At 45.0% G+C, this 25,421-nt stretch carries 22 protein-coding genes; 13 read left to right on the forward strand and 9 right to left on the reverse strand.

Annotated elements, in window-relative coordinates; genetic code table 11:
- Together HDC91_RS02260 and HDC91_RS02265 are read right to left on the reverse strand one after the other, a co-directional pair.
- Entirely contained in the window at window positions 1-4,077 is a 4,077-nt protein-coding gene (locus HDC91_RS02260; protein ID WP_183548085.1) for a PKD domain-containing protein, read from the reverse strand.
- Between the two features lie 221 nt (window positions 4,078-4,298).
- Entirely contained in the window at window positions 4,299-5,537 is a 1,239-nt protein-coding gene (locus tag HDC91_RS02265) for a nucleoside recognition domain-containing protein (RefSeq protein WP_183548086.1), read from the reverse strand.
- A gap of 84 nt (window positions 5,538-5,621) precedes the next feature.
- Between HDC91_RS02265 and HDC91_RS02270 the strand changes: the two genes are divergently transcribed.
- Complete coding sequence (locus tag HDC91_RS02270; RefSeq protein ID WP_183548088.1) at window positions 5,622-6,056, forward strand: DinB family protein; 435 nt, start codon at window positions 5,622-5,624, stop codon at window positions 6,054-6,056.
- Here the strand turns inward: HDC91_RS02270 and HDC91_RS02275 are convergent.
- A complete protein-coding gene (locus HDC91_RS02275; RefSeq protein ID WP_183548090.1) occupies window positions 6,053-6,529 on the reverse strand; it encodes a hypothetical protein in 477 nt (158 codons plus the stop codon). The genes HDC91_RS02270 and HDC91_RS02275 overlap by 4 nt on opposite strands.
- Before the next feature lie 105 nt (window positions 6,530-6,634).
- On the opposite strand from HDC91_RS02275, the gene HDC91_RS02280 reads away from it, so the two are divergent.
- Together HDC91_RS02280 and HDC91_RS02285 are read left to right on the forward strand one after the other, a co-directional pair.
- Complete coding sequence (locus tag HDC91_RS02280) at window positions 6,635-7,063, forward strand: OsmC family protein (RefSeq protein ID WP_183548092.1); 429 nt, start codon at window positions 6,635-6,637, stop codon at window positions 7,061-7,063.
- A 290-nt stretch (window positions 7,064-7,353) separates the two neighbouring features.
- Window positions 7,354-8,718, forward strand: a complete 1,365-nt coding sequence (locus tag HDC91_RS02285; protein ID WP_183548094.1) for an OmpA family protein — start codon at window positions 7,354-7,356, stop codon at window positions 8,716-8,718.
- 126 nt (window positions 8,719-8,844) lie between these two features.
- Here HDC91_RS02285 and HDC91_RS02290 read toward each other — a convergent pair whose 3' ends face one another.
- Both HDC91_RS02290 and HDC91_RS02295 read right to left on the reverse strand, forming a co-directional pair.
- Window positions 8,845-9,228 (reverse strand): SRPBCC domain-containing protein, encoded by a 384-nt coding sequence (locus HDC91_RS02290; protein WP_183548097.1) that lies wholly within the window; start codon window positions 9,226-9,228, stop codon window positions 8,845-8,847.
- Window positions 9,229-9,329: 101 nt separating this feature from the next.
- A complete protein-coding gene (locus HDC91_RS02295) occupies window positions 9,330-9,920 on the reverse strand; it encodes an acetate uptake transporter (protein WP_183548099.1) in 591 nt (196 codons plus the stop codon).
- A gap of 102 nt (window positions 9,921-10,022) precedes the next feature.
- On the opposite strand from HDC91_RS02295, the gene gpmA reads away from it, so the two are divergent.
- Entirely contained in the window at window positions 10,023-10,712 is a 690-nt protein-coding gene (gpmA, locus tag HDC91_RS02300; RefSeq protein ID WP_183548101.1) for a 2,3-diphosphoglycerate-dependent phosphoglycerate mutase, read from the forward strand.
- Between the two features lie 129 nt (window positions 10,713-10,841).
- On the opposite strand, the gene HDC91_RS02305 is transcribed toward gpmA, so the two are convergent.
- The 3 genes from HDC91_RS02305 to aroQ all read right to left on the reverse strand — a co-directional run bounded on the left by HDC91_RS02305 (window position 10,842) and on the right by aroQ (window position 16,829).
- Window positions 10,842-13,655: a prolyl oligopeptidase family serine peptidase gene (locus HDC91_RS02305; protein WP_183548103.1), complete on the reverse strand. Its 2,814-nt coding sequence runs from the start codon at window positions 13,653-13,655 to the stop codon at window positions 10,842-10,844.
- Window positions 13,656-13,813: 158 nt separating this feature from the next.
- A complete protein-coding gene (locus HDC91_RS02310; protein ID WP_183548105.1) occupies window positions 13,814-16,357 on the reverse strand; it encodes a mechanosensitive ion channel family protein in 2,544 nt (847 codons plus the stop codon).
- A 49-nt stretch (window positions 16,358-16,406) separates the two neighbouring features.
- On the reverse strand, window positions 16,407-16,829 hold the full coding sequence (gene aroQ / locus HDC91_RS02315; RefSeq protein ID WP_183548107.1) for a type II 3-dehydroquinate dehydratase: 423 nt from the start codon (window positions 16,827-16,829) through the stop codon (window positions 16,407-16,409).
- Between the two features lie 40 nt (window positions 16,830-16,869).
- On the opposite strand from aroQ, the gene xerD reads away from it, so the two are divergent.
- Entirely contained in the window at window positions 16,870-17,769 is a 900-nt protein-coding gene (gene xerD / locus HDC91_RS02320; protein ID WP_183548109.1) for a site-specific tyrosine recombinase XerD, read from the forward strand.
- A 67-nt stretch (window positions 17,770-17,836) separates the two neighbouring features.
- On the opposite strand, the gene prmC is transcribed toward xerD, so the two are convergent.
- Window positions 17,837-18,751 carry a peptide chain release factor N(5)-glutamine methyltransferase gene (prmC, locus tag HDC91_RS02325; protein WP_183548111.1) on the reverse strand — a complete coding sequence of 305 codons (915 nt, stop codon included), beginning with the start codon at window positions 18,749-18,751 and terminating at the stop codon, window positions 17,837-17,839.
- Between the two features lie 33 nt (window positions 18,752-18,784).
- On the opposite strand from prmC, the gene ribD reads away from it, so the two are divergent.
- The 8 genes from ribD to HDC91_RS19810 all read left to right on the forward strand — a co-directional run bounded on the left by ribD (window position 18,785) and on the right by HDC91_RS19810 (window position 25,256).
- The gene (gene ribD / locus HDC91_RS02330; protein WP_183548113.1) at window positions 18,785-19,837 is read left to right on the forward strand and encodes a bifunctional diaminohydroxyphosphoribosylaminopyrimidine deaminase/5-amino-6-(5-phosphoribosylamino)uracil reductase RibD; all 1,053 of its coding nucleotides are present in this window, start codon (window positions 18,785-18,787) and stop codon (window positions 19,835-19,837) included.
- Window positions 19,838-19,847: 10 nt separating this feature from the next.
- Complete coding sequence (locus HDC91_RS02335) at window positions 19,848-20,711, forward strand: DMT family transporter (protein WP_183548115.1); 864 nt, start codon at window positions 19,848-19,850, stop codon at window positions 20,709-20,711.
- Between the two features lie 8 nt (window positions 20,712-20,719).
- Complete coding sequence (locus HDC91_RS02340) at window positions 20,720-21,334, forward strand: YigZ family protein (protein ID WP_183548117.1); 615 nt, start codon at window positions 20,720-20,722, stop codon at window positions 21,332-21,334.
- A 207-nt stretch (window positions 21,335-21,541) separates the two neighbouring features.
- Complete coding sequence (gene mgtE, locus HDC91_RS02345; protein ID WP_183548119.1) at window positions 21,542-22,891, forward strand: magnesium transporter; 1,350 nt, start codon at window positions 21,542-21,544, stop codon at window positions 22,889-22,891.
- 30 nt (window positions 22,892-22,921) lie between these two features.
- Complete coding sequence (gene bioB / locus HDC91_RS02350; protein WP_183548120.1) at window positions 22,922-23,938, forward strand: biotin synthase BioB; 1,017 nt, start codon at window positions 22,922-22,924, stop codon at window positions 23,936-23,938.
- Between the two features lie 46 nt (window positions 23,939-23,984).
- Complete coding sequence (locus HDC91_RS02355; RefSeq protein ID WP_162432404.1) at window positions 23,985-24,299, forward strand: hypothetical protein; 315 nt, start codon at window positions 23,985-23,987, stop codon at window positions 24,297-24,299.
- Between the two features lie 52 nt (window positions 24,300-24,351).
- Window positions 24,352-24,945 carry an S-adenosyl-l-methionine hydroxide adenosyltransferase family protein gene (locus HDC91_RS02360; RefSeq protein ID WP_221262085.1) on the forward strand — a complete coding sequence of 198 codons (594 nt, stop codon included), beginning with the start codon at window positions 24,352-24,354 and terminating at the stop codon, window positions 24,943-24,945.
- Window positions 24,939-25,256, forward strand: a complete 318-nt coding sequence (locus tag HDC91_RS19810; protein WP_221262086.1) for an SAM hydroxide adenosyltransferase — start codon at window positions 24,939-24,941, stop codon at window positions 25,254-25,256. The genes HDC91_RS02360 and HDC91_RS19810 overlap by 7 nt, the downstream gene beginning before the upstream one ends.
- Window positions 25,257-25,421 lie beyond the last annotated feature (165 nt).

Here is a 25,421-nt window from a genome sequence, read left to right on the forward strand (position 1 = left end):
CTATCTGATTAAATGCACATAGCCGTTTGGTTTAGGCAGAGAGCCCCCGTATGACATGCCTTTCCACTCGGATCCGTTGATAAAAGTAGCCGACGCTTTCCATATATAAGTACCCTGTTGCAGCGCAACCCCATTGAATGTGCCATCCCATCCTTCAATGGGCTCGCCTTTACTGCTCAGGGCGGTTGTTTGCCATATCAGCTGGCCCCAGTTGTTGTACACCTGCAGCCGCCACTTGGCTATACCCGATCCTTTAGCCATAAAGGTGCGTATTTCTGTGGTATTGCTCTGAGGTTGAAAAGCATTGGGTATAAATAGTTGGCCCGGTGTGCCCGTTATTTTAACCTTTTGCTTAAAGGTACTGTCACAGCCCCTTATATCTGTCACCTTTAAAGTAACCACATACTCTCCGGTATCGGCGTAAGTGTGGCTGGTATTTTGACTATTGGCTGTATTGCCATCGCCAAAGTTCCATTGCCAGCTATCGGGGTTTCCGCTGGTTTGATCAATAAACTCGAAATGAAAGTTAGGCAGTTTAACTATGGTATCGGGCCTTACCGTAAAATATGTTCCGGGTGGCGGTGTAACCGTTATCAAGTCTGTTTTAACGGTTGTATTAGTACAGCCGGTTGCAGGTATGGTAGCTGTTAAGGTAACCGTATAGGGAGTACTGCGGCCGGCATATTTATGGGGTGGAGGGTTATACAGCGCAGATGTAGAACCGTCGCCAAAATCCCACAAATAAGTCATCGCAGATGCCTGGGTGGTGGCATCAGGCGGGGTGGTATTTGTAAAGGTAACTGTGCTTTCGCGGCATGCCGAAGAGTTATTGGCTAGGTTAAAATCCGGTAACGGTTTACCATGTACAATATACTGTAATGGTGTTGAAGTTATAAAGCCACAGCTGTTACGTACTTCGAGCGAAATGTAATATATACCAGGCGCTGGAAAAACATAATTGAACGCGCCAAGCGCGCCTGCTTTGCTATCACTATACGTCCCATCAGAGTTCGAAATATAATAAGTGTAGATATTTCCGGGCGTTGCGTTGTTAAATATTTCCGCCTGGAACGACCCGTCACAGCCCTCAACCGGCCCGGTGGGAAATATTTGGGCGCTAAAGAATTGCTCGTCTATCTTGATAGGAATATGCACGGTTTCACCATCATTACAAAACCCTTTTACATGCATAAACAATGTGTAATTGCCTGCGTCGGATATCGGCTGAAAGTTTACCGGGTCTTTGGTGGTTGTGGTAATAGTTTCTACCAGGGTGCTATCGGTTTTTGCCGCATTAGTATACTTATACAAATAATATGTATAGTCGATATTGCTACCGGGCGATTCATTTTTAACATTGAGGGTTACGGGTGTACAGCCGGTTATATTAGGCGGCACAATGCGGGCTACAGGTACTACCGGCCTAATAACGATAGTTTGGGGTACCGATGTTGCCACGCCGCAAGGTGTGGTTATGGTAAGTATAACGTTGTAAATAGCGTCGGTTCCGTCAGTGTTTGGTGCGAAGGAATGAGTAGGATTTTCTTCAGCGGAGTTTGTGGCGTCTCCAAAATCCCACGAGTAAGTGGTGCCGTCTTTGGGCGCTGATGTATTGGTGAATTGTACGCTGGTTGTACCACAGCCGCTCGCTGCTGTTTTGGTAAAGTTTGCAATAGGCTGCGTTGGTGAAACACTTACGGTAAGCACAAAAATATCGCTAACGCATGTACCATTTGTAGCGGTAATATTGTAAGTGATTATCGCGCTGTTATTAGGATCGTTGTTTACAAGCTGGTCGCCAATGGTTGCGCCGCTGCCGGTAGCGCCATATCCGGATATTGATGGCGATGTGTTAGCAGCGTCAACCGTCCAGTTAAAAGTGCTTCCCGGCTGTTGGGCTGTTATTACGTAACCCAATGCGGCGCCCGAGCAGGTGAACACCTTATTTGCACTGGTCACCGAATTGGGCGGCTGAAAGGTGATGGTAATGTTATCAGGTATCTCGGTGCAGGGCGCGCCAAGACTTGTGTAGCCCGTTAGTGTTAAGGTAACAGAGCCGGCAGCGTACTCCGCTGCAGTGGGCGTATAACTTGTGGTTAGGCTGGCATCATTGGTAAAGGTGCCGGCTCCGCCGCTCCATTTTACATTGTCAACCGTACCATTGATAACCGAACCTTGTAAGGAAACCGTACTGCCCTGGCATATAGGGGGGCTGGTGCCTGCATCAACAACGGGCGCATCGGTAAAAGTTATTACTTGCTGATCTGACGCGGGCGCTCCGCACGCGCTGGTGGCTGTTACACTAATGGTGTAGGCTGCCGCTTCTTTAAAAAATATTTGCGGGTATCTTGAGCTGGGAGTTGTGCCGCCGGTAAACTCAAAAGCCCCGCCGGTAACTGTCCATGTGTAATTGCCGGGGCCCGGCTGCGAACTGCCGCTTATGGTAGACTGCGTAGGGCCGGGGTCGCCGTTAAAGATAAAAGTTTGGTTTATACCGCATAGTTGTTTATCCGGTGACAATACAGCTACCGGAGGGCCGTCGACAACAATGGTCTCAACATTCAGGGCGGTATCGGTACCGCAGCTGGCCGTCTTTATCCCAAGTTTTATTTTATATACCCCCGGCTGATCGAACAAAAATTGAGGGGTATGGCTTGCCGAATTTGTACCACCCTGATATTTAACGGGAGCGGGGCCAGTCACCGTCCATTTGTAGGATGTGTCGGTATTACAATTAGCGTCAATTACCGATGTATTTTTAGGAGTAAGGCTCAAAGGTACGCAGCCTGAATTTACGGGCACGGTATAAGCCGGCTTGGGGCGTTCTTGCACGCAAACCGTATGCGATTTATCATTCGGCTGGCATAAATTGTTGGGGTTTTGCATATGTATAGTTACAGTATGTATACCCGGTGTGGTAAATGTGTACTTAAAGGGCTGCGAGGTGGTCTGATCCACTTCAACCGGCTGTCCGTCTACAAACCAGGTGTAACGGGCGTCAAGATTTTTACAATCGGGGCCGGTGTTATCAGGGTCCTGGCCCGGGTCCGAAAGGTTTTTGAACGTTACTTCGCTGTTCAGGCATGCAGCATCAGGAGAGCTAAAATCGTTTTTAGGCGGCGAAAGTACGCGTGCATATGCCACCCCCGGCAGCACCGAACCGGAGCAAAACTCGTTAACGGGCGTAAGCTCCACCCTGAATACATTTCTGTTGGCGCCCACATTATTGCCGCAGGATGATTTTGTAAAGTTATGGCTGATACTATTATTTTGGTTAACGATATCACAGTACCGGTATACATCGCTGCTGCCATCGCCCCATACAACTTTGTAAGTAAGCCCCGGATAATTGTATTTGAAACCAACTCCTTCCGCATCGATGGTAATGGGAAACGTAAGGGGTGTTGAACCATTTGCACAGGTTGTGTTATTGCCCGAGTTCCCGATTGATCTGTACACATCGTTGTTTATCAGCGTATAAGATTTGGTTCCCACTATGCCGCCCTTAACAGCCTTTACGGTTACTGTATAATTGGCCAGCTTAGCATTAAAACTGCCTGGTATAGCCATTGGTGACCCCTGGTTTGCCTGGGTTATCTCGTTGAAAAAAGTTGCTGTTACACTGGCGCCGGTGGTGGATGCGTTAACAAAGGAATACGATGCATTGGATGTACCGAAACATGCTCCGAAAACTTCGGGGTTTGAGGCACTTATAGACTGTGATTTTACGCCTGCTGTAACGCCGGCACCATTACTTATGGTAAATGCAGCCGAAATATTACTGCTTATTGCAGGCAGGGTAGACACAATTTTTACTTTATAGCCCGAACCTGCCGGTGTACCGGCAGGTATTACCCCATTCACAAATGTGCCGTAAAATCCGCTGTAAGTTGCTAAGGGCGTGTTGCCAAAGTTACCCGAAGCATCTGATAAATATAACCGGAAGGAGTTGGTTTTACCAATACATCCTGATGTTATATCTACATTAAAGGGCACACTAATGGTAGACCCTTGTCCGTATGGCCCGGGATCTATAGCGCCTAATGTAATAGTTTGCGCGGAGGTAGCTGCCGCCACAAAAATTGAAAAAAGCGCAAGAAATAAACTCTTAGTAAAAAATTTACCCATCAATCACTTTCAAACCGATTATTAGCTTAAGCGAAAATAATAAATGTTACAATAATAAATCGCTTTATAAACTAAAGGTTGATTATTGCCTTATACGGAATTTAACCGGGCATGTTACAAACAGAATTAACATTTATTACCCGAGGAAAGGGGGCAACTCCGGGTAAAGTTTACCCAAAAAATAAATAGGAGATCAATATCGCAGCTATTACCCCCGCAAAATCAGCTATAAGCCCCGCGGGTATTGCATACCTGGATTTTTTTATTCCCACCGAGCCAAAGTAAAGCGCTACTATATAAAATGTGGTATCGGCAGAACCGTTGAAAACAGACCCAAGCCTGCCGGCAAAACTATCGGGGCCATAGGTTTGCATCGTGCTAATCATCATTGCCTTTGAACCCGAACCGCTTAAGGGTTTCATGTAAGCCACAGGCAAGGCATCAACAAAGCGGGTATCCATATGTAATTGCGTGGCTGCCCACCTTACCCCACCGTTCAGATAATCTAACGCCCCGCTGTTCCTAAAAACGCTAATGGCCACCAGCATAGCCACCAGGTAAGGTATTATTTTAACTGATACCTCAAAACCCGATTTTGCGCCATCAATAAAACTTTCAAATACGTTTACTTTTTTGCGTAATGCGCCCAAAATAAATACTGTAGGTATTGCAAAAAGCAACATATTGCTGGCAACCTTCGACACGACGGTTATCTGTTCTTTATCAAGATATTGGGTAAAATACCAAACCAGCAGCGCTATAAAAGCGGTCATGCCGCCAAGCCAGCTTACAATAACACGGTCAAACAAGTTTATTTTTTGCTTAATAGCTACGGCAATCATCCCTACAACCGTTGCAACATAGGTGGCTATTATACAAGGTATTAAAACGTCCGCCGGGTCTTTTGCACCCAGTATAAAACGCTGCGCGATAATGGTAACGGGCAGTAATTGCAAACCCGATGTATGCAGAACCAGGAACATGATCTGGGCGTTTGATGCCGTTTCTTTATCCGGGTTTAACTGTTGCAGGCTATCCATAGCCTTTAAACCCAGCGGCGTTGCGGCGTTATCAAGCCCTAACAGGTTGGCCGAAAAGTTCATCATCATTTGCCCGGTGGCGGGATGCTTCCTGGGCACCTCCGGGAATAACCGGCTCAAAAAAGGGCCTACTATTCGCGAAAGAAAGTTCATGGCGCCGGCCCTTTCACCTATGTTTAAAATACCCAGCCATAGCACCATGTTACCTGCCAGTGGCAGCGCGATATCCATCACCGACGACTTTGAACTGTCGAACATACCGTCGACCAACAGCTTAAAAGCATCTACATCGCCAAAAAACACCAGTTTGCAAAATGCAATTGCAAAGGCGATAAGGAAAAATGCTATCCAGATGTAGTTTAAGGCCATATCAATGATTCAGGCCATGAAGATAATTTTTTTTGAATAATTTACCGTGATTTAGCCATATTTAAATAGATTATTTGATTTTTGATGAAGCAAACCGCTAAAAATTTACAGGCCGTTATTGATGATTTTTTGTGCACTAAGGCCCACCTTATTAACTGGGATAATGAACCACCTGCAGGGAAGTGGACAAACAAGGAGATCATTGGCCATTTGATTGACAGCGCGCATATCAACCTGCACCGTTTTGTGCGCTGTACTTACGAGGAGGGTTTTAAACTCATATATTTTCAGGACGAATGGGTGCAGGCGCAGCATTACCGCCATGCCGATATCGTCGAAATATTAAAACTTTGGGAACTGGTTAACCGCCAGATAGTACGGGTGTTACACAACTATCCACCAGGGCGCACGCAGGTAAAATGCGATAATGGCCGCTACCAGCCTTCGTTTAATACAGTATCATTCTTAGGCGACGATTATATCGCGCATATGCAGCTTCATTTAAAGCAGATTATTTAGTTATAAGCTGTAATGCTTTTGTCGGCTACTATACGTATCGTATACTCGCGGCGCGTTGGATTATAAGGTACTGCATCATCTGCCATAATGTAGATTACGCCCAGATCTTTTACGTTGAATGTTTGTACCTCAGGGGTGGCGCTTTCTTTATCAACATACTGAGATATAGAGTTGTATATCATGTTATATTGCGCCAGTTCGTTGGTATCAAATTCAACAAACATACGCTTACCGTCGCTACGCAGGTTGATATTGATGTACGTCCCGCCCGGAATATCCAGGTTATATTTTCTGACATTTCTCTTTACATCTTTTTTCAGCAACTTATAGCCCTTTGCAGTAAAAAATGTATCGGCTTTATAAATATTGTTGTGGAGCAGGTAACTAAGGTCATCGTACGATACCAGGTTGCTTTGCGCAAAACCGGTTGTTGCAAAACAGAAAAAAAGCGCGGATAAAAATAACTGCTTCATAGTAAAGGCACTAAAGCCCGTTTATGTTTATTTAAGGTCAATATATGGCTTTGGCATTTTATTATTACCACAAAAACATAACTTAGCACAATTATTACATTTACCATGGCTACTATAAATTTATCACGCGTTAGCGGCGACTACGGCTTTGAGGCTACCGACGAGTACGGACACACCGTACGTATGGACAGCAGCCCCGAAAGCGGCGGCCAAAATTTTGGCGTGCGCCCTATGCAAATGCTTTTAATGGGTTTGGGCGGCTGCTCTGCAATTGATGTTATAGCTATACTAAAAAAGCAGCGTCAAAACGTGGTGGACTATAAAATGGTTATAGCCGGTGAACGTGAGCCGGGTAAAGAACCCTCGCTTTGGAAAGACATCACACTCGAATTTCATTTGTACGGCACTGTAGACGAGGATAAAGCCAAAAAAGCTGTCGAATTATCATTAAGTAAATACTGTTCGGTAGCTGCCACGCTTTATAAGGCTGATGCTGACATTAAATGGAAGGTAATTGTTCATCCCGCGGGATAATCGTCACCGGTAATTCTCTTAAAACGGCTTGTTTTAGTCTCAATTGTCTTTTTTTGGGGTCACTTTAGCAATGGCCGATATAACAACGCGTATTGCTATTGACTAATTTATTTTTTTGGTCAACCGTTCAATATAACCTGCTAATGGTGAACATGTTATTCTGCCTGTAGCTGTTTTTATCTGCGTTTTTATACCCGGTGCCGCGTTCATCAGCATGTACTGGCATTAATGTTGCCTTGTGGGGGATAGTCTGCTTATCCAGTTTAGCAGACGGTCAAAAATAACACAACATGAAAACAAATTTAAAACGATCTACAATGCTGCTTGCCGGTTTAATGGCTGGTGGTACATTATTTGCCCAAACCCCCGATTCTGTAAGCACTAACAATTATGTAAAACCTTTCTCGGGCGGCCCTGTACGTACATGGTCAATAGGTGTTCACGGCGGTTTATTAACCCCGTTCACCATTTTTGGCGCCAATGGCCGCCAGGATTTCAGGCAGCCACAATCAGAAATTGGCTATGGCGGTTATATCAAGAAGCAATTTACACCAACGTTTGGCTTACAGGCCGACTTCCTTCGCGGAGAAGTGAGCGGTATGCGCGGACAGGATGGTGTTGGTACCCCAAGCAGCTTTAACACAAAATTAAATTGGTCTGGTGCTTTAAGCGCAAACATTACTTTAGGTAACATTAGCTGGTTTAACAGCAAAAGCGCCATACAGCCATATTTAACAGCAGGTGCCGGTTACATGGGTTATAAAACTACCACTACCGATGCCGGTGGGACAACAACAGCTTACACTAACGGCGCCGGAGAAAACTCTATAAACGAATGGTTTGTACCGGTAGGATTAGGCTTTAAAGTTAATTTAGGTTCGAGCGTTAATTTAGACCTTGGCTACCAGGTTAACTTTGTACAATCAGATAATTTTGATGGTTACAATACCGGCAGTTCTAACGACAGGTTCTCTTACGCACACATCGGCTTAGAGTTTTTACTGGGTAGTTCCAAAACCCCGGCCATGTCTACCTATAACCCGGTTAACTCTATGCGTACCGAATACGTATGGCAAAATCAACAAACAAAAGCTATGCTGCAGGCTCAAATTGATGCCGAACGCGCAAAGAACGATCAGTTAAGGAACGATCTTAACACCACTAACTCTAAGTTAGATAGATTAACTGTGGATAGCGACGGTGATGGTGTACCAGACATTAACGATAAATGCCCTAATACGCCTGCGGGTACTAAAGTAGATGGCTCAGGTTGTCCGCTGGCTAAACCGGTTGTGTATGTAACCGAGGAAGACAAACGTGTTGTTAAAGACGCGATAAACAACCTGGAATTTGATTTGGGTAAAGCAACTATCCGTGCAAGATCGTACCCAAGCTTAGATAGGGTTGCTAACTTGTTAACTGAGAAAAACTTCAGCTTAAAATTAGCAGGCCATACCGATAATACAGGTTCTGATGCGCTCAACTTAAGGTTATCAAAAGACCGTGCAGAAGCTATAAAATCGTACCTGGTTAGCAAAGGCGCAAACGCTTCGCGTATAGAAGCAACCGGTTACGGCGAAAGCCAGCCGATAGCTACTAATAAAACAGCAGAAGGCCGCCAGCAAAACCGCCGTGTAGAGTTTACTTTATACTAAGGTTAGCTACAAGGTCGAGATATAATAATCAAGACGTTAACAAAAGAGCCGCTCCAGATTGGGGCGGCTCTTTGTATTTATAAACTTTGTCTTAATTTCTGGCTCTTACAGTCTTGCTTCTTTCAACTATCCTACCTCGAAGAAATCGGCCAGGTTGCCAAAGTAGCTGTCGTTCCAGCCTTCAACAATGTCGTTATAGTCATCATCAGGTATATTAACATGTCTTAGTTCGACAGAGGAACCATGAGAGTCGGGATGAATTTTTATAGTTACTATAGATTCGTCGGTTTGCCCGTCAAAATACCATTGCTGCACGATCTTTTTTCCGGGTACAAACTCCATATTCTTACCTACGATGCTGCCTTCCCATAACGAAAACTCCGAACCGGGCTCGGTAGACATTTCAGCCGGATCGCCGGTCCATAACTCTAACGTAACAGGGTTAGTTAGCGCAGTGTACACTTCCTCGGGCGTAGCTGGCAGCAGGTAATATTTTTTATAATCTTTCACAGGGGCAAGTTAGCTGAAATATTTGAAGCCTCACCTAAATCCTTTTCAAAGGAGAGGAATTTTTATATCACCCTCTTCCTTTGAAGAGGGCCGGGGGGAGGCTAAACCGCCCCGATAGGCATTACTGTACGCCCGTAAACCTCGTTCATCACGCCCGCTATACCTGTATATATGGCAGACAGGCCGCAGATGATGCCTTCGTAGCCGGCAAGATGCTTAATGCTTTCGTTGCCGGTAGCATCACCCCAAACCAATAAAGCAAACAGTATAGTTAACGATGCAAAAACAAACTGCAGCGCGCGATTTAGTTTTAAAGTACCAAAGAACAGGCAGAAGGTAAACAAGCCCCATATGCCCAAATATGCGCACATAGCACCTTCACTTGCCTTTGGCGCCCAGCCCAGCTTCGGCATCACAATAAGCGCCACAAGCGATAGCCAGAAAAAGCCGTATGATGTAAATGCGGTTAGGCCAAAAGTGTTGTTCTTTTTGGCTTCGATGATGCCGGCAATAACCTGTGCCAGCCCGCCATAAAAAATACCCATGGCCAATATCATAGCGTTAAGCTCAAAAAAGCCCGCGTTATGTATGTTTAATAATACGGTTGTCATGCCAAAGGCGCAAAGACCAAGCGGTGCCGGATTGGCAATGCCATCTTTAACAATTACCGGAGCAGGAGTGGTTGGTATCATAATAAAGGTTTAAATTTGGTTTATATATGCAATCTAATTATTTTGAATTAATTAACAATACTTTTCTAAACCGCAGTGTTACCCGGCTGTTATATTAAAGATATGCAGAAATTAGTATTGATACGCCACGGCGAAAGTATATGGAACCTGGAGAACCGTTTTACCGGGTGGACGGATGTAGACCTCTCTGAAGACGGGTTGCAACAGGCTATAAACGCCGGTAAGCTGCTTGCAAAACATGGCTACACTTTTGATGTTGGTTTTACATCTGTTTTAAAGCGCAGTATTAAAACCATGCACTTTGTGCTGGAGGAATTAGATCACCTGTGGATACCTGTTCATAAGTCGTGGCGGTTGAACGAACGCTTTTACGGCGCGCTGCAAGGGCTTAACAAGGACGAAACGACAGCGAAATACGGCGCAGAACAAGTGCACAAATGGCGACGCGACCCGCACGAACACCCTCCGGCCATTACCGAGCAGGACGACCGTTTTCCGGGCCATTACCTGCGCTACAACGATCTTACTTATCGGGAACTGCCCCTGACAGAGAACCTGAGCGAAACGATGGACCGGGCTTTACCTTTTTGGCACGAGCACATTGTCCCGGCCATACGCGAAAATAAAAAAGTAGTTATTTGCGCCCATGGCAACAGCCTGCGAGCGCTAATACAATACATCGAAAACCTGAGCGATGAAGATGTGGCCAAACTGGATATTCCTACTGCCAAGCCATGGGTTTACGAATTGGATGATAGGTTGAATTGTATGAAGCATTACTATTTGAAGTAACTAAAAAAACGCGTCATTGCGAGGTATGAAGCAATCTCCTGATAGGTATTGCCGCATGCAAATCGTTTATGCATAGTTCTGAGATTGCTTCATACCTCGCAATGACGCAGGGGAGACTGCCAACTGCAATTACTGTGAACTGATCTCCAGCCCCCAATCTTTGCCTTTATTAACCGCGGGTACGCCCTTATCAAGCCATACGGGCATAGGGGCTCCCTTCAAAAAGTGGTCAAAAAATTGCGCCTCGCGGATGCTGATGTCCTTGCGGTTCTGGCGTTTTACCAGGTTGTGCGCCTCGTTGTTGTATTGCAGCAACCATACCGGCTTGCCAAGCCTGCGCAGTGCGGTAAACATTTCTATGCCCTGGTACCAGGGCACGGCGCCATCGGCATCGTTACTCATAATAACTACGGGTGTTTTTACTTTAGGCAATTGAAACAGCGGCGAGTTTTCGATATACAAATTTGGCTTTTCCCACAAACTGGCGCCGATACGGCTCTGTGTCCGTTCGTACTGCGATTGGCGGTTAATACCGCTTTCCCAACGGATACCACCGTAAGCCGAGGTCATGTTGGCAACGGGCGCGCCTGCCCAGGCCGCCGCGTACATATCGGTCTGCGTAATTAGATAAGCCACCTGGTAACCGCCCCAGCTTTGCCCTTGTATGCCAATGTGTTCGGCATCAACCCAGGGGTTTTTCTTTAACGCCTCGACACCTGAGTTAACAAACTCGACAGCCGACGCACCGGGATGACCAGCCTGGTAGCTTATGTCCGGTGCGAACACCAGGTAACCGTTACTCACAAACCAAGAAATTGGCAAGCGCGACGGCGTAGGAGCAGGGGGGACGTAGCTGTATAAACCGTTTGAAAGCTTTTCATAAAAGTAAGCTATCATCGGGTATTTTTTGGCCGGGTCAAAGTCCTCGGGTTTGTATAAGATCCCCTTTGAGTGATATCCCATTGGAGTTGTCCATTCAACCAATTCGGCGGTGCCCCAATTGTATTGGGCCTGCTGCGGATTTATGGCGCTCAGTTTTGTTTCATTAAGCAGATCAGCTGAAATATAAAGATCAGGCGATTGCGTGTAGCTGCTTTTTGTATAAATAAACACACCGGCATTTTTTGCTTTTTGCAAATCGCTGTAAGCCATAGGCAGCATGCTTACTTTTATTGGGGCTACGTTGCCATTCAGCGCTTTTTTATAATACCCCCATTGTTTATTTTCATCATTTTGGGCTATCAGCCATAGCGTTTTTTTCGACGGAATGAATTTTTCTTCACCATCGTCGGCATTGTATCTGAATTTCAATTTATAATGGCGCCCCATGCCATTGGTTAAATTTGTGCCCTTACCGGTAGCAGGGTCAATGGCCCAAATGTCGTACCGGTCATATATCAGTACACGTTTGTCGCCTTCTTCCCATGAAGATATGCCGTATGGCGACGGATCGTCGGGTACATCATTTTCTTCGTTACCCATTTTTACGCCCGTGTTCACTGATATATTTATTTTTTTTCCGGTAGCCATACTGTAGCTGTGCCAGTTTTGATCCTTGTAATCAAACCAAACCACGTAATTGCCCCCGGGCGAAATGCTGTAACGCGCCTTAAGACGGTTATTTACCAGCAAATGGTTGCCTGTGCGGGTATCTATCAGGTATGCAGCTTCCTGTGTGCCACCTTCCCACTGCGACTGTACACGCGCACCGGTATCGGTTAAGCCTAACACAAAACGGGCATCGGTATTATACGCCGGAATAATTACCTCCCTGATGCCTTTATTACCTAACTGTATCAACTTTCTGGGGCCGTCAGCAAGCCGTATAACCGCCTGGTAGCTGCGTTTTAATTCGCGCTGCAGGTTTTTTAGCTGCTGAGGCTGCAGGTAATCATCCTTGTAATTCCAAATATCAAGCCGGGCATGTTCAAACTCAACCAGGGTAGTATCTGCTGGCTTTGGTACAGGCGCGGTCCCAAAGAAAACGCTGCTGCCGCTTTTGCTGAAAAAAACCTTTCCATCGCCGCTTACAGCCCAATTTAGCGGCATGCCCGCCGTTTCGGGTCCGGCAATAACTGCGGCACTATCTTTTGCAGCCGTGTAGTAATAAAGTTTAAAGGGTTTCACCAATGCCTTTTCAGGGTTCTTTTCGGCTGTAAAGGCCAGTTGTTTGCCGGCGTCGTCAAATGTCAAATTTTTATACGTTCCACGGCCGGTACTTATGGTTTTGAGTACATTATTTATTACATCGTAAACAAATAAACCCGATACCACTGTTTTGTTCTTTTTAGGCGCCGTTACTGCAAATGCAAGCCATTTGCCATTTCTGCTAAGTTCATAATCTGTTACATAATTAAAGCTGCGTATTTTGCCGTTAAGTAATTGTTTTATAGTGAGTTCGGCGCCATCTTTAGCTGGCGGGGCTATCGTACCGGCAATCGCTTTTTTTGATGTATCAGCCGACACGGCTTGTTTTAGGGTATCAGCACCAGAAAGATAGGCAACCACCGGCGCATTTTCAGCAATTTTAAACGAACGTATAGCAGGTGTTTTTTGAAATGTATTCTTACCTAAGGTTATAATACCCAGGGTATCTTTCGGAAATTCGGCTGGTTTCTTCTTTTTGATCTTTGCCTGGCGTATATCTTTATAAAATGGCCTGATCAGGAATACTGCAAATTTTGAGTCGGGCGTAAAGCGTACAGTATCAGCACGTGGAATGCTAAGCCGGCTTTTACCTTTGGGGTTGGCTATAACAAGTTCGGCATCACCCTCCTGCGGCTTCACAACGTAAACAACCCATCTGCCATCATTGCTTATGCGTTCGCCGGTGATGCTTTGCCATCCGTCGTAAACCGATTGATCGAGCGGTTTCTTTGATACGGTTTGCGCAGAAACCGAAACATAGAATAACAGGAATGCGGGCAGTAAAACTCTTTTCATATCAGGCTGATTGTATCCGCCCTAATATCCTAAATTAAATTAAGCGCCTATAACTGAAATGAAAAAGTTACAGTGGTAAGAAGCAATTAAACCCAATGTATCCTGTTAAGAAATCAAAAAACGGTTAAATCGCTTTCGGGATTTCAAAACGCTAATGATTAATCATTTTTTTTACGCTTACTTATCGGCGCTGCCGGGTCGGTTTCGGCATTGGGCAAACCGGTATCATTACTATCCGCCGGTGATGTATTTTTAAATATTTCCTGTTGCTCGGCGGTCAATCGTAAATGTAAGTCGCGCTGCGGGAAGGGGATCTCGACTCCTTCTTTGGCAAACGTTGCATAAATATCTGTTAATACGCTGCTTTTAAGCGATAGCCAGGTACTGATATCAGCCGCCCAAAACAACAGGCGGAAATCGACGGAGCTTTCGTTTAAATTATGCACAAATACAACCGGGGCGGGGGTTTCCATTATACCATCGCGGTTGGTAAGCACATCGGTAAGTATCGTTTTAACCTTGTCGATCTCCGATCCGTAAGCCACCCCAATAATCAGTTCGATGCGGCGATTGTTATTGCTCAGCGTCCAGTTAATTACGTGATGCGATATCAGGTCGCCATTAGGTATAATCACTTCTGCGCCATCGTTGGTAGCCAGTTTACTCGAGCGGATACCAATTTCCATGATCGTCCCCGAGCGGTTATCCACCTCAATATAATCACCTATTTGTACGGGTTTTTCAAACGCCAGTATTAAACCCGACACCAGGTTGTTTACAATGTTTTGCAAGCCAAAGCCAATACCTATACCAAAGGCGCTGATGATGATGGTGATCTTATCTAACGGGAAGCCCGAAGCGGCTATGGCCAGCAAAAAGCCTATAGCAAACACCGCCAGTTTTATTAGCAGGGTAGATGTACGGTTCTTCTTTTTCAGTACGTCAATATCATTGGCGTGCTTACCGGCTACTTCGTACAGGTAACTGATAATGCGCGCCGCTACCGACGAAAACCATATTACCGCTATAAAAATAATAATGCTTTGAAAGGTAAAGCTGGTATTGGTGCCTCCAAGGCTGTGGGTTTGCGTCAGGAATTTTTCAAGGGTGCTAAAAACCACATCTTCAATGCTCAGGTTTTGGGTAAGCATTACCAGCCAAAGTAAACTTGCCAATATGGTTAAAATACTCCTAAACTTGTTTTGCAGCATTTTAAAATCAATGAACGAGCTTAAGCCGTTGCTGTTTTTATTGGCCTCGAGCTGTAAAAACAAGCTTTGCATAACTATTTGCACCAGGTAATACATACCAAACGCGAGCCAAAGGTTATATATAGCGGTTATACCAATAATTTTCGACAGCGTAACACGGCCAAATACATTCAATAAAAAAGCAATGCCTTGCAGGCCTATAAAAATTTTAAGGATGATTCTGGTGTACGGCAGGTAATCTTCGGGCGCTTTTTTTACCTGTAAATAAAAACGAATGCTTGCTATGGTAGTAATAAACGATAATAACAGCACAATTACCCTATCGGTGTTCGATACTTCTACAAACAGATTGCAAAAGCTATAAACCAGGGTTAGCCAAAACAGTATATGCAGATATTTGAATAGCTGTTGCGGGCAGGTTTTTTTAACCATGTAAAGGATGGCCAGTATCTGCACTAAAAAAAACAGTTCGAGTACAATAACCGGTGGGTGGTCGTAAAAATTTGGTATTATCGCAAAAGCTACAATAACTGCCGAGGTTATGGGATAAAGCGACACATACTTAGCATGGCTAAAAACCGATTGCGGTGATTCTTTGATGTTGATAACCTTGCGCCTGTTGGTATATATCCAACTAAAGAACAATACCAGCATTAGCAGACCGGCAAGGTGTATCAGAGGGTCGCGGCTGATAAAAAAGGTAAGCAGTTTGGTATTCATGCTCACCGTTTTGGTTAATGCGGTTTTAAAAGTGCTTTGGGTATTGTTATCCATTTCCCAAATGCTGCTATTTTCTTCACTCAGTGCCTGTATGCTAAACTCGCGGATCTTGATATCTATCTGGTCTTTGAGATCGAGCAATGAAATGTATACCGACGAAATGCGGTTTTGCAGCAGCCCAATTTTAAGCAACAGCTTTTTATTGATGGTATCCAGGCGTTGATACTTACTTTCTATAGCTATTTTTTGGATAAGGTAGGTAGTACGAAGGCTGCTATCGGCAGGTATAACTTTTAATGCCGGGTCCTTATCCATTGATGCCAGCTCGTTTTGATTTTGCACCAGCTTGCCGTTTATATCAGACAACCGCTCCTGCCATAGGTCCAGTTGGTCGTCGCTGCGGGTAAGTATATCCCTGATGGCGTACAGGTAGCGCAAGGTGCTCGATTGGTCGTCCTCTATCAGGTTTTTAATCAAGCCTATACGCCGCTCAAAAGAGGGGAGTTTTTGGCTGATATCAACCGTATCGATATTGCGCGACAGGCTGGTTTTTATCTGGTTGAACGATGAAGTGTAATATTCAACCTTTTGCAGCAGGTTGTTGATAGAGGTATCAGATTTTTTGAACGTCCGCATCATTGAATCGCGGAGGAGTATTGCACGGCGCAGCGAATCGCGTACGGACTGCTTTCGTTTTTGAGCGGAAGCATCGGCCACAAATAAAGTAAGTATAAACAGGAGTAGGGTGGCTATTTTAAATACTTTACTCATTTTATAGTTTTGGATAACCTTCTTTATTTAGAATTTAGGATTTAGCGGTTTAATAAGTCAACAGCAAGCTTTCTATCGCCAGCCTGTACGAGTGCATGCCAAAGCCCGCTATAACACCTTTACAGCTGGCTGCCAGCATAGAGTGGTGCCTGAACTCTTCGCGCTTGTAAACATTTGATATATGCACCTCAATGGTAGGGGCGGTAATAGCAGCAATAGCATCGGCAATGGCTACCGAGGTATGGGTATAGGCACCGGCGTTAAGCACTATGCCATCGCAGGTAAAGCCAACCTCATGCAGTTTATTTATAATTTCGCCCTCAACATTACTTTGGTAATAATTAATGGTGATGCTTGTGAAATGATTTTTTAACTCGGTAAGGTAGGTCTCAAAATCGGCGCTGCCGTATATAGATTTTTCGCGTACGCCAAGCAGGTTTAAATTTGGCCCGTTTATAATTTGTATATTCATTTGTTCAAACTTAACCATAAAACATTAAAACTAAAATCAATTGAACTGGCAGGCTGCAATTAAAGGATTTAAAACATATTTAAAGCTCGAGAGGTCGCTTGCAGCAAACTCTATAACTGCTTATAGTAAAGATTTAGAAAAACTTTATCAATTTTCTGATTTACAGGTAAATAAAAAGTCGCCTACAGAGTTTTCTTTACATGATCTGCGCGACTTTATTAAGTGGGTTAACGAGTTAGGGATGATACCTTCTACACAATCGCGCATTATATCGGGTATAAAAGCCTTTTACAAATACCTGCTGATGGAAGACCTGATAGCCGCAGACCCATCGGAACTATTGGAGACGCCTAAGATCCAACGTAAACTTCCGGATACCCTTAGTATCTATGATATTGATAAAATGGTAGCGGCTATAGATCTTTCCACGCCTGAAGGTACGCGCAACAAAGCTATTTTAGAAGTGATGTATGGCTGCGGGCTGCGGGTTTCTGAGTTAACGGAGCTTAAGCTATCCAATATCTACCAGGAGATCGAATTTATAAAGGTAACCGGCAAGGGCAGCAAGGAACGCCTTATACCTATAGGCAGCGAGGCGCTAAAAGCATTAAAGATATGGATAGAACAGGTACGTGTTCATATCGATATCAAAAAGGGCGAAGAAGATATGGTATTTTTAAACCGTCGTGGCAGCCGGCTAAGCAGGGTTTATATTTATATGCTGGTAAAGCAATTGGCCGCTATAACCGGGTTAAGAAAAAACATCAGTCCGCATACCTTCAGACACTCGTTTGCTACTCATTTGGTAGAAGGCGGCGCCGATCTGCGGGCGGTACAGGAAATGCTGGGACACGAAAGTATTACTACAACCGAGATATATACTCACCTGGACAGGGAATATCTAAAAAGTACGATAATAGAGTTCCATCCGAGGAATTAGACCACAGATTTTCGTTGATTATTATGATTCCGCTGATTCGTATCTGCAAAATCACTCAATCCTTAAATCAGCGGTTCGCCTTTATCATCCTGTCCCTGCCGCTCATATCCTTGCGTAATTCTATGTCGGTAAACCCTTTATCGCTCAACAACTCAATTGTTTCTTTACCTAAATTTTCGTTGATCTCGAAGAATAACAAGCCGTTTTCTGTGAGATGCGCAACAGCAAAGTCAGCGATTGCCTTATAAAATATCAGCGGGTCATTCTCAGGCACAAACAGTGCGGAATGCGGCTCAAAATCGGTTACATTTCGATGCATCCGCAGCTTATCTGTTTTAGTAACGTATGGGGGGTTAGAGACGATGATATCAAACAGCGAATACTGAATATCGAATGATAAAGTGATGCTGTCTTCCTGACTTATCGGACTTTCGGACTTTCGGACCCTTAATATATCGTCCTGCACAAAATCTACTTTAACATCATTGATTACAGCGTTTTGGCTGGCAGTATGTAAGGCATCGGCAGAGATATCAATAGCCGTAACAACAGCTTCAGGCAGGTGCTTTTTAAGGCTGATGGCAATACATCCGCTACCTGTACCAATGTCAAGTATGTTAACCGACTTTCCACTTTCAACTTTTAACTTTTTACTTTCCGCCAAAATCCATTCCACCAGTTCTTCGGTTTCCGGTCGCGGTATAAGTGTAGCAGGGTTAACCAGAAAGTTGAAACCGTAGAACTCTGTGCTGCCAAGGATATACTGCACGGGCTTACCTGTTTTAAGCTCTGCAAGGATGCCGGTTATCTTTTCAACAGCTTCGCCATTCACATCATCATCCGGGAAAGCCTTTATTTTAGCACGCGACATATCCGTAATTTCTTCCAGCACCAGCAGGGTTATAGCCTCAATTTCGCGGTTGTCATACAGGTCATTTAGCTCTTGCTGAAAGTTCAGGAATACATCCTTGATAGTTTTCATGCAACAAAGTAACATAAAACCTACTTTTGCACAATGGCAATACATGAAATATATATGCAGCGCTGTCTTGATCTGGCCGCTTTGGGGGCGGGCCGGGTTAGCCCGAACCCAATGGTTGGCGCTGTGATAGTTCATAACGGCAAGATAATAGGCGAGGGTTACCACCAAAAATATGGCGAAGCACATGCAGAGGTAAATGCGGTTAACATGGTGGTAGCCAATTATGTTAACCATGCCGATCTGCTTAAACAAAGCACCATTTATGTTTCGCTGGAACCATGCGCGCATTACGGCAAAACGCCACCCTGTGCCAATCTGATCATCAAGCATCAGATACCCCGGGTAGTAATTGGCTGCCGCGATCCCTTCCCACAAGTGGATGGTAAGGGCATAGAAAAGCTGCAAGCCGCCGGCGTTGAGTTAATCGTTGGCGTTTTAGAAAAAGAATGCCAATGGCTAAACCGGCGCTTTTTTACGCGGGTACAAAAGCAAAGGCCATATATTATCCTTAAATGGGCGCAAACGGCAGATGGCTTTTTCGGCCCGGCAGATGGCAGCCAGCGTTGGATCACCGGGCCCGAAAGCCGTAGATTAGTACACCAATGGCGCGCTGAAGAAGATGCTATACTGGTAGGCAAGAAAACAGTAATGGCTGATGATCCGCAGCTAAGTGTACGTTACGCGGAAGGCAAGTCGCCCAAAAGGGTGATCATAGACCGCCGTTTGGCATTAAGTACAACCCTTAACGTATTTGACCAGTCGGTTGAAACATTGATATTTAACGAGGTTAAAACGGATATTGAGGGACTAAACAAGTACATAGCCCTGGAGGATTTTGACCGCTTTGTACCTCAATATATTTTATTTCAGCTATACTTGCAGGATATACAGTCGGTGATTATCGAGGGTGGCGCCTATACTTTAAACCAGTTTATAGAGGCCGGTTTGTGGGACGAAGCACGTATTTTTACCGGGGCGCCCGTATGGAAAAATGGCGTAAAAGCGCCGGTTATAATGGGCGCTGCTGCCGGCGAGTACAATGTTGGCGCCGATAGTTTAAAAGTTATATTAAACCTACCTACATAACCAAATAACAATGTTGTACGTTTTTTTAAGTATTTGCTGCAGCGTAATTGTTTCTGTATTGCTGAAACTTGCCCGGCGCTACCAGATAGACATCTTTCAGGCCATCACCTGGAATTATAGCATGGCCATACTGCTTACGTGGTATTTTTTTAAGCCCCGTTTACAAAACTTTACGCTTCAGGAAGCGCCGGTGGGTGTATATATTGCTGTAGGTATTTTGCTGCCGCTGATATTCTGGATAATGGCGTCATCAGTACGTATTGCCGGCATAGTGCGTACAGATGTTGCGCAAAGGCTGTCGTTGTTTATCCCGTTAATAGCATCGTTCCTGTTATTTGGCGAAAGCCTTACTGTCCTCAAGGTCATAGGTATCATTATTGGTTTTGCTGCAATATTATGCTCTATACCATGGCAAAAGCAAACCGCAAACCGAAAAAAACTTTCTAACGCCTGGGTATATCTGCTCATCGTATTTTTTGGTTTCGGCGCCATCGATATCCTCTTTAAAAAAGTGGCCGCCTTTACTGCACTGCCTTATACAACGTCGTTATTTTTTATTTACTCGCTGGCATTTTTAATAGCATTTATCAGCCTGCTCGTAAAGATCTTTACCAAACAAAACCGTATAAAATGGCCTCACATTATGTTCGGGTGGATACTGGGGGTAGCCAACTTTGGCAACATCCTGTTTTATCTTAAGGCACATGCTGCGTTGTCTAAAAGCCCGTCAACCGTGTTCTCGGCTATGAACATCGGTGTAATAGCCCTGGGTGCCCTGGTAGGGCTGGTAGTGTTTAACGAACGCTTAAGTACCCTGAACAAAGTAGGAGTGGCGCTGGCAGTTACAGCTATCATCATAATTACTGTTTCTTAACCCGTTTCATGCTGTTTGACGATACCTACAAGACTATAGTACAACCTACAGAAAGTATCTTTCGCGACCGTGGAAGCAAGTTCTTAGGATATGCTTACCCGGTTGCCTCTGATAATGATATCAAGGCGATAGTAGCGGCCCTGAAAGCCGAACACCCAAAAGCAAACCATCATTGCTGGGCCATCAGGATCGGGACAGACCGGTCCGTTTTTCGCGTCAATGACGATGGTGAACCATCCGGAACAGCGGGCAGGCCAATTTTGAACACACTGCTATCGCGCAACATTACCAACGTGCTCGTGGTGGTAGTACGTTATTTTGGCGGCACCTTATTGGGTGTACCCGGACTGATCAACGCCTACAAAACCGCTGCAGAAGTGGCGCTTGATGCCGCGCAGGTGGTAGAAAAAACCGTAAATGACATTTACACCGTGGTGTTTGATTATATGCATATGAATGATATAATGCGCATCATTAAGGACGACGAGCTTCAGGTATTAGAACAGGTTTCCGAACTTCGCTGCACCATCAAATTATCTATCCGCAAAACACAGGTGGAGCGGGTGATGAGTAAGTTGAATAAGATAAGCGGCGTAAAAGCTGTTTATAATTATAGCGGCTAAGGTTTTTGAACGTGGTGACATACTTATGCCACCTGAATTGTAAAAGTCCTGAATATTAATTGTTTAATCATGTTCACGGTGTTCACGTGCGCCGAACGTGAACACTTGCACTTAGCACAATTTTTGGACAAATAAAATCCAATTATTGGTAAAAATCCGCGTAATGGCGGCTTTCCTTCTCACTAAAATTGCTTATTTTGCCTGCATATGCAATCTTTTGAAATTGATAAAACCGACCTGCTCCGCATTAAAACCGCCCTTGAGGGCGATGATGCTGAATTACAGGCCGTTTTGAATGATTATCATGCTTCAGAGATCGCGATACTGTTTGAAAAGCTTCCGCAAGAGGCTAAAGAGCGCATCATCAATATCCTGCCTACCGAAACGGCATCCGAGGTTATCTCTGAAATGACAGAGGAATCTCATCCCGAGGAGCTGCTGGTAGGCCTGCATCCCGAAAAACGGTCGGAAATTGTTGAGGAAATGGATTATGACGTTGCGACAGATATTATCTCGCAGCTTGACAAAGAAGACCAGCAGGAAATTTTAGAAGATATTGATCAGGAAGATGCCACCAGCATTCGTGCCCTGTTAAATTATCGCGAAGATACCGCGGGCGGTTTAATGAACTCGGAGGTTATCTGCGTAAATATCAACCTGGATAAAAGGGGGGCGCTTGCCGAGATCATCCGCCAGTCGGAAGAAATGGAAGAGTTCTATACAATTTACGTGGTAGATGATAACCAGATATTACAAGGCATCCTGTCTATAAAGGATATTATCAAAGCGCGCAGCGAAGCCAAAGTGCGTAACCTGGTACAAACCGATTATGTTTATGTAAAAGCCGAACTTGACCAGGAAGAGGTTGCCAAACTGATCTCGCAGTATAACCTGACCACCATTCCGGTTGTTGACGATAATATGAAATTGCTGGGCCGAATAACGGTTGATGATATCATTGATGTTATGGAAGCCGAGAATACCGAGGATATCCTGAAGATATCGGGGGTATCGGAAGACGAGGAACTTAGCGGTAACTGGCGGGATGCGGTAAAAAGCCGCTTGCCCTGGCTTGTCATCAACCTGGGTACGGCTTTTTTAGCAGCGTCCATCATCCGTAATTTTGATGCTACCGTAAAAAGCCTTGCGGTGATATCTGCTTATATGACTATTATAGCCGGTATGGGCGGCAACACCGCAACCCAGGCCCTTGCCGTTACAGTAAGGCGTATCTCGTTAAGCGACCTGAGCGACACGCAGGCCTACAACACTGTGATAAAAGAGTTTTTGGTTGGATTGATAAATGGTGCGTGTAACGGGCTTATCGTTTTTGCGGTGGCCTATTTTTATGATGCGAACCCCATGCTAGGCCTTGTACTGTTTTTAGCCATGACAGGCAACCTGGTTATCGCCGGTATCACCGGCGCCTCTATCCCCCTGATTTTGAAAAGGGTAGGGATAGACCCTGCAGTGGCATCATCCATTATCATCACAACTTTTACAGATTGTATAGGATTTTTTCTGCCGCTATGGTTGGCAAGTAAGCTTTTATTATAATTTTGACCCATTAAAACGAATACTATAGATATGACTGAAGTTAGATACGACTGGACCCAGGAAGAGATCTCAAAAATATACCATTCGCCATTGCTCGATCTGATATTCCGCGCGGCAAGCATACACCGCGAGAATAAGGATTATGCAGAAGTGCAGATAAGCTCGCTTATATCTATCAAAACCGGTGGCTGCCCGGAGGATTGCGCTTATTGCCCGCAGGCTGCACGATATAACACAGGTGTTGATGTACATGCCATAATGCCTAAAGAGGAAGTTGTTGCGGTAGCCCAAAGGGCTAAGGCCGGCGGCGCTTCAAGGCTGTGTATGGGCGCCGCCTGGCGCGAAGTGCGCGATAACCGCGACTTTGATAAGGTTATTGATATGGTGAAGGCCGTGAACGAACTGGATATGGAAGTTTGCTGCACTTTAGGCATGCTTACCGAGAGCCAGGCGCAGCGTTTGGCTGATGCAGGCCTATATGCCTACAATCACAATTTAGATACTTCTGAAGACGATTATAAGCGCATCATTACCACCCGTACTTATGACGACCGTCTGCAAACGCTCGACCATGTGCGTAAAGCAAAGATATCGGTTTGCAGCGGCGGTATCATTGGCCTTGGCGAAACCGCTCAGGACCGTATATCAATGCTGAAAACACTGTCTAACATGCCTAAGCACCCCGAATCGGTCCCGATCAACGCGTTAGTGCCGGTACAAGGCACGCCGCTGGCCGAGCAGCCGCGCGTATCTGTTTGGGATATGGTAAGGATGATTGCCACCACACGAATTATTATGCCAAAAACAGTGGTAAGGCTGTCTGCCGGCCGTACCGAAATGAGCACGGTTGAACAGGCCATGTGTTTTATGGCCGGTGCCAACTCCATCTTCGCCGGCGAAAAGCTACTGACCACACCGAACCCATCGTTTGACGAGGATATGGCCATGTTCCAGCTACTGGGTTTAACCCCGCGTAAAGCGTTTAAAAATGGCCGTCCTAACGAATCGAAAGAGATTAGGGAAATGAGCATTAACGAGGTGATATAATCAAACAAAATTGCCATAGCTTTACTTTATACCAAAAAGAAACGCTATGGCATTTGATCAATACCACGAACCACCAGAAGAGTTATCACAAGAGACCCGCACTTTTGTACGCATGATCGTATCGCTGGGTGAGGAAGCCGAAGCCATTAACTGGTACGAGCAACGCATTTCGGTGGAAAAAGACCCCCAGGCAAAAGCGATTATGGAAAACGCCCAGCACGAGGAGTTTAAACACTTTGGCATGGACCTGGAATTTTTACTGCGCAAGAAACCCAAATGGCGTCAAACGCTGCAAGCTATCTTATTCAAGGAAGGTGATATTGTAGCGCTTGGCGAAAAAGGCGAGGAAGCTTCAGAATAATTTTGTTATTTTTCAGTCCGCTATCTGTAATTAACTTCAGATAACAGCTGTTATGAATAACAACCTGAAAACCTTAATTTTTACACTGGCGCTGCTGGGCATAGGTACGTCCTTTGCACAAAACAACATCGTTGTTTATCAATCAGATTTTGGGCTGAAGGATGGTGCTGTATCTGAAATGAAGGGCGTAGCCATCGGCGTATCGCCCGATCTGAAACTTTACGACCTTACCCACGAAATTCCGAACTACAATATATGGGAAGCGTCGTACCGTTTGTTCCAAACCATCAGTTACTGGCCAAAGGGAACGGTGTTCGTATCTGTAGTTGATCCGGGCGTAGGTACATCGCGTAAATCGGTGGTCCTCAAAACCAATACCGGGCATTTTATTGTTACGCCAGACAACGGCACGTTAACACTTGTGGCCGAAACTTACGGTATAGCAGCCGTCCGCGAAATTGACGAAACGAAAAACCGTCGTCCTGCATCCGGAAACTCGTTTACGTTTCATGGCCGGGATGTTTACTCTTACACAGCCGCCCGCCTGGCTGCAGGCGTGATAACCTTTGAGCAGGTGGGGCCGGAACTGCCTAAACAAGTAGTAACGATTCCATACCAAAATCGGTTTTTGAGAACGGCATGTTAAAAGGCACTATAGATATCCACGATATTCATTACGGCAACATCTGGACGGACATCGACCAAAACCTGGTTAAAAAGCTGAACCCGAAGTTTGGCGGTATGCTGCATTTAAAAATATTCAATAGGGGAGTATTGGTACACGAAAGTGATGCGCCATATAGCCAAACATTTGGCAGCGTAGCTAAGGGTAAGCCGCTGGCATATCTCAATAGCCTTATGCAGCTATCTTTCGCCTTAAATATGGCAAGCTTTGCGGATACATATAAAATTGGCAGCGGCAGTGAGTGGAGCGTTGAGGTAACTAAAAGCCGTTAATAAACGAGAGTTTATTCTTACTAAAATAAAAACGTATAGGTAACTGATTTAATATGTTGATTATTAATAACTTGTAGTTTTTAAAATCGATCAACCAAATTATATTCTGCCTGTTTCATATTAGAACCGTTTACACTTAAATGGCAGCCAAATAAAATTTGGCTG

Source organism: Mucilaginibacter sp. AK015, from assembly GCF_014200785.1.
Taxonomy (GTDB): domain Bacteria; phylum Bacteroidota; class Bacteroidia; order Sphingobacteriales; family Sphingobacteriaceae; genus Mucilaginibacter.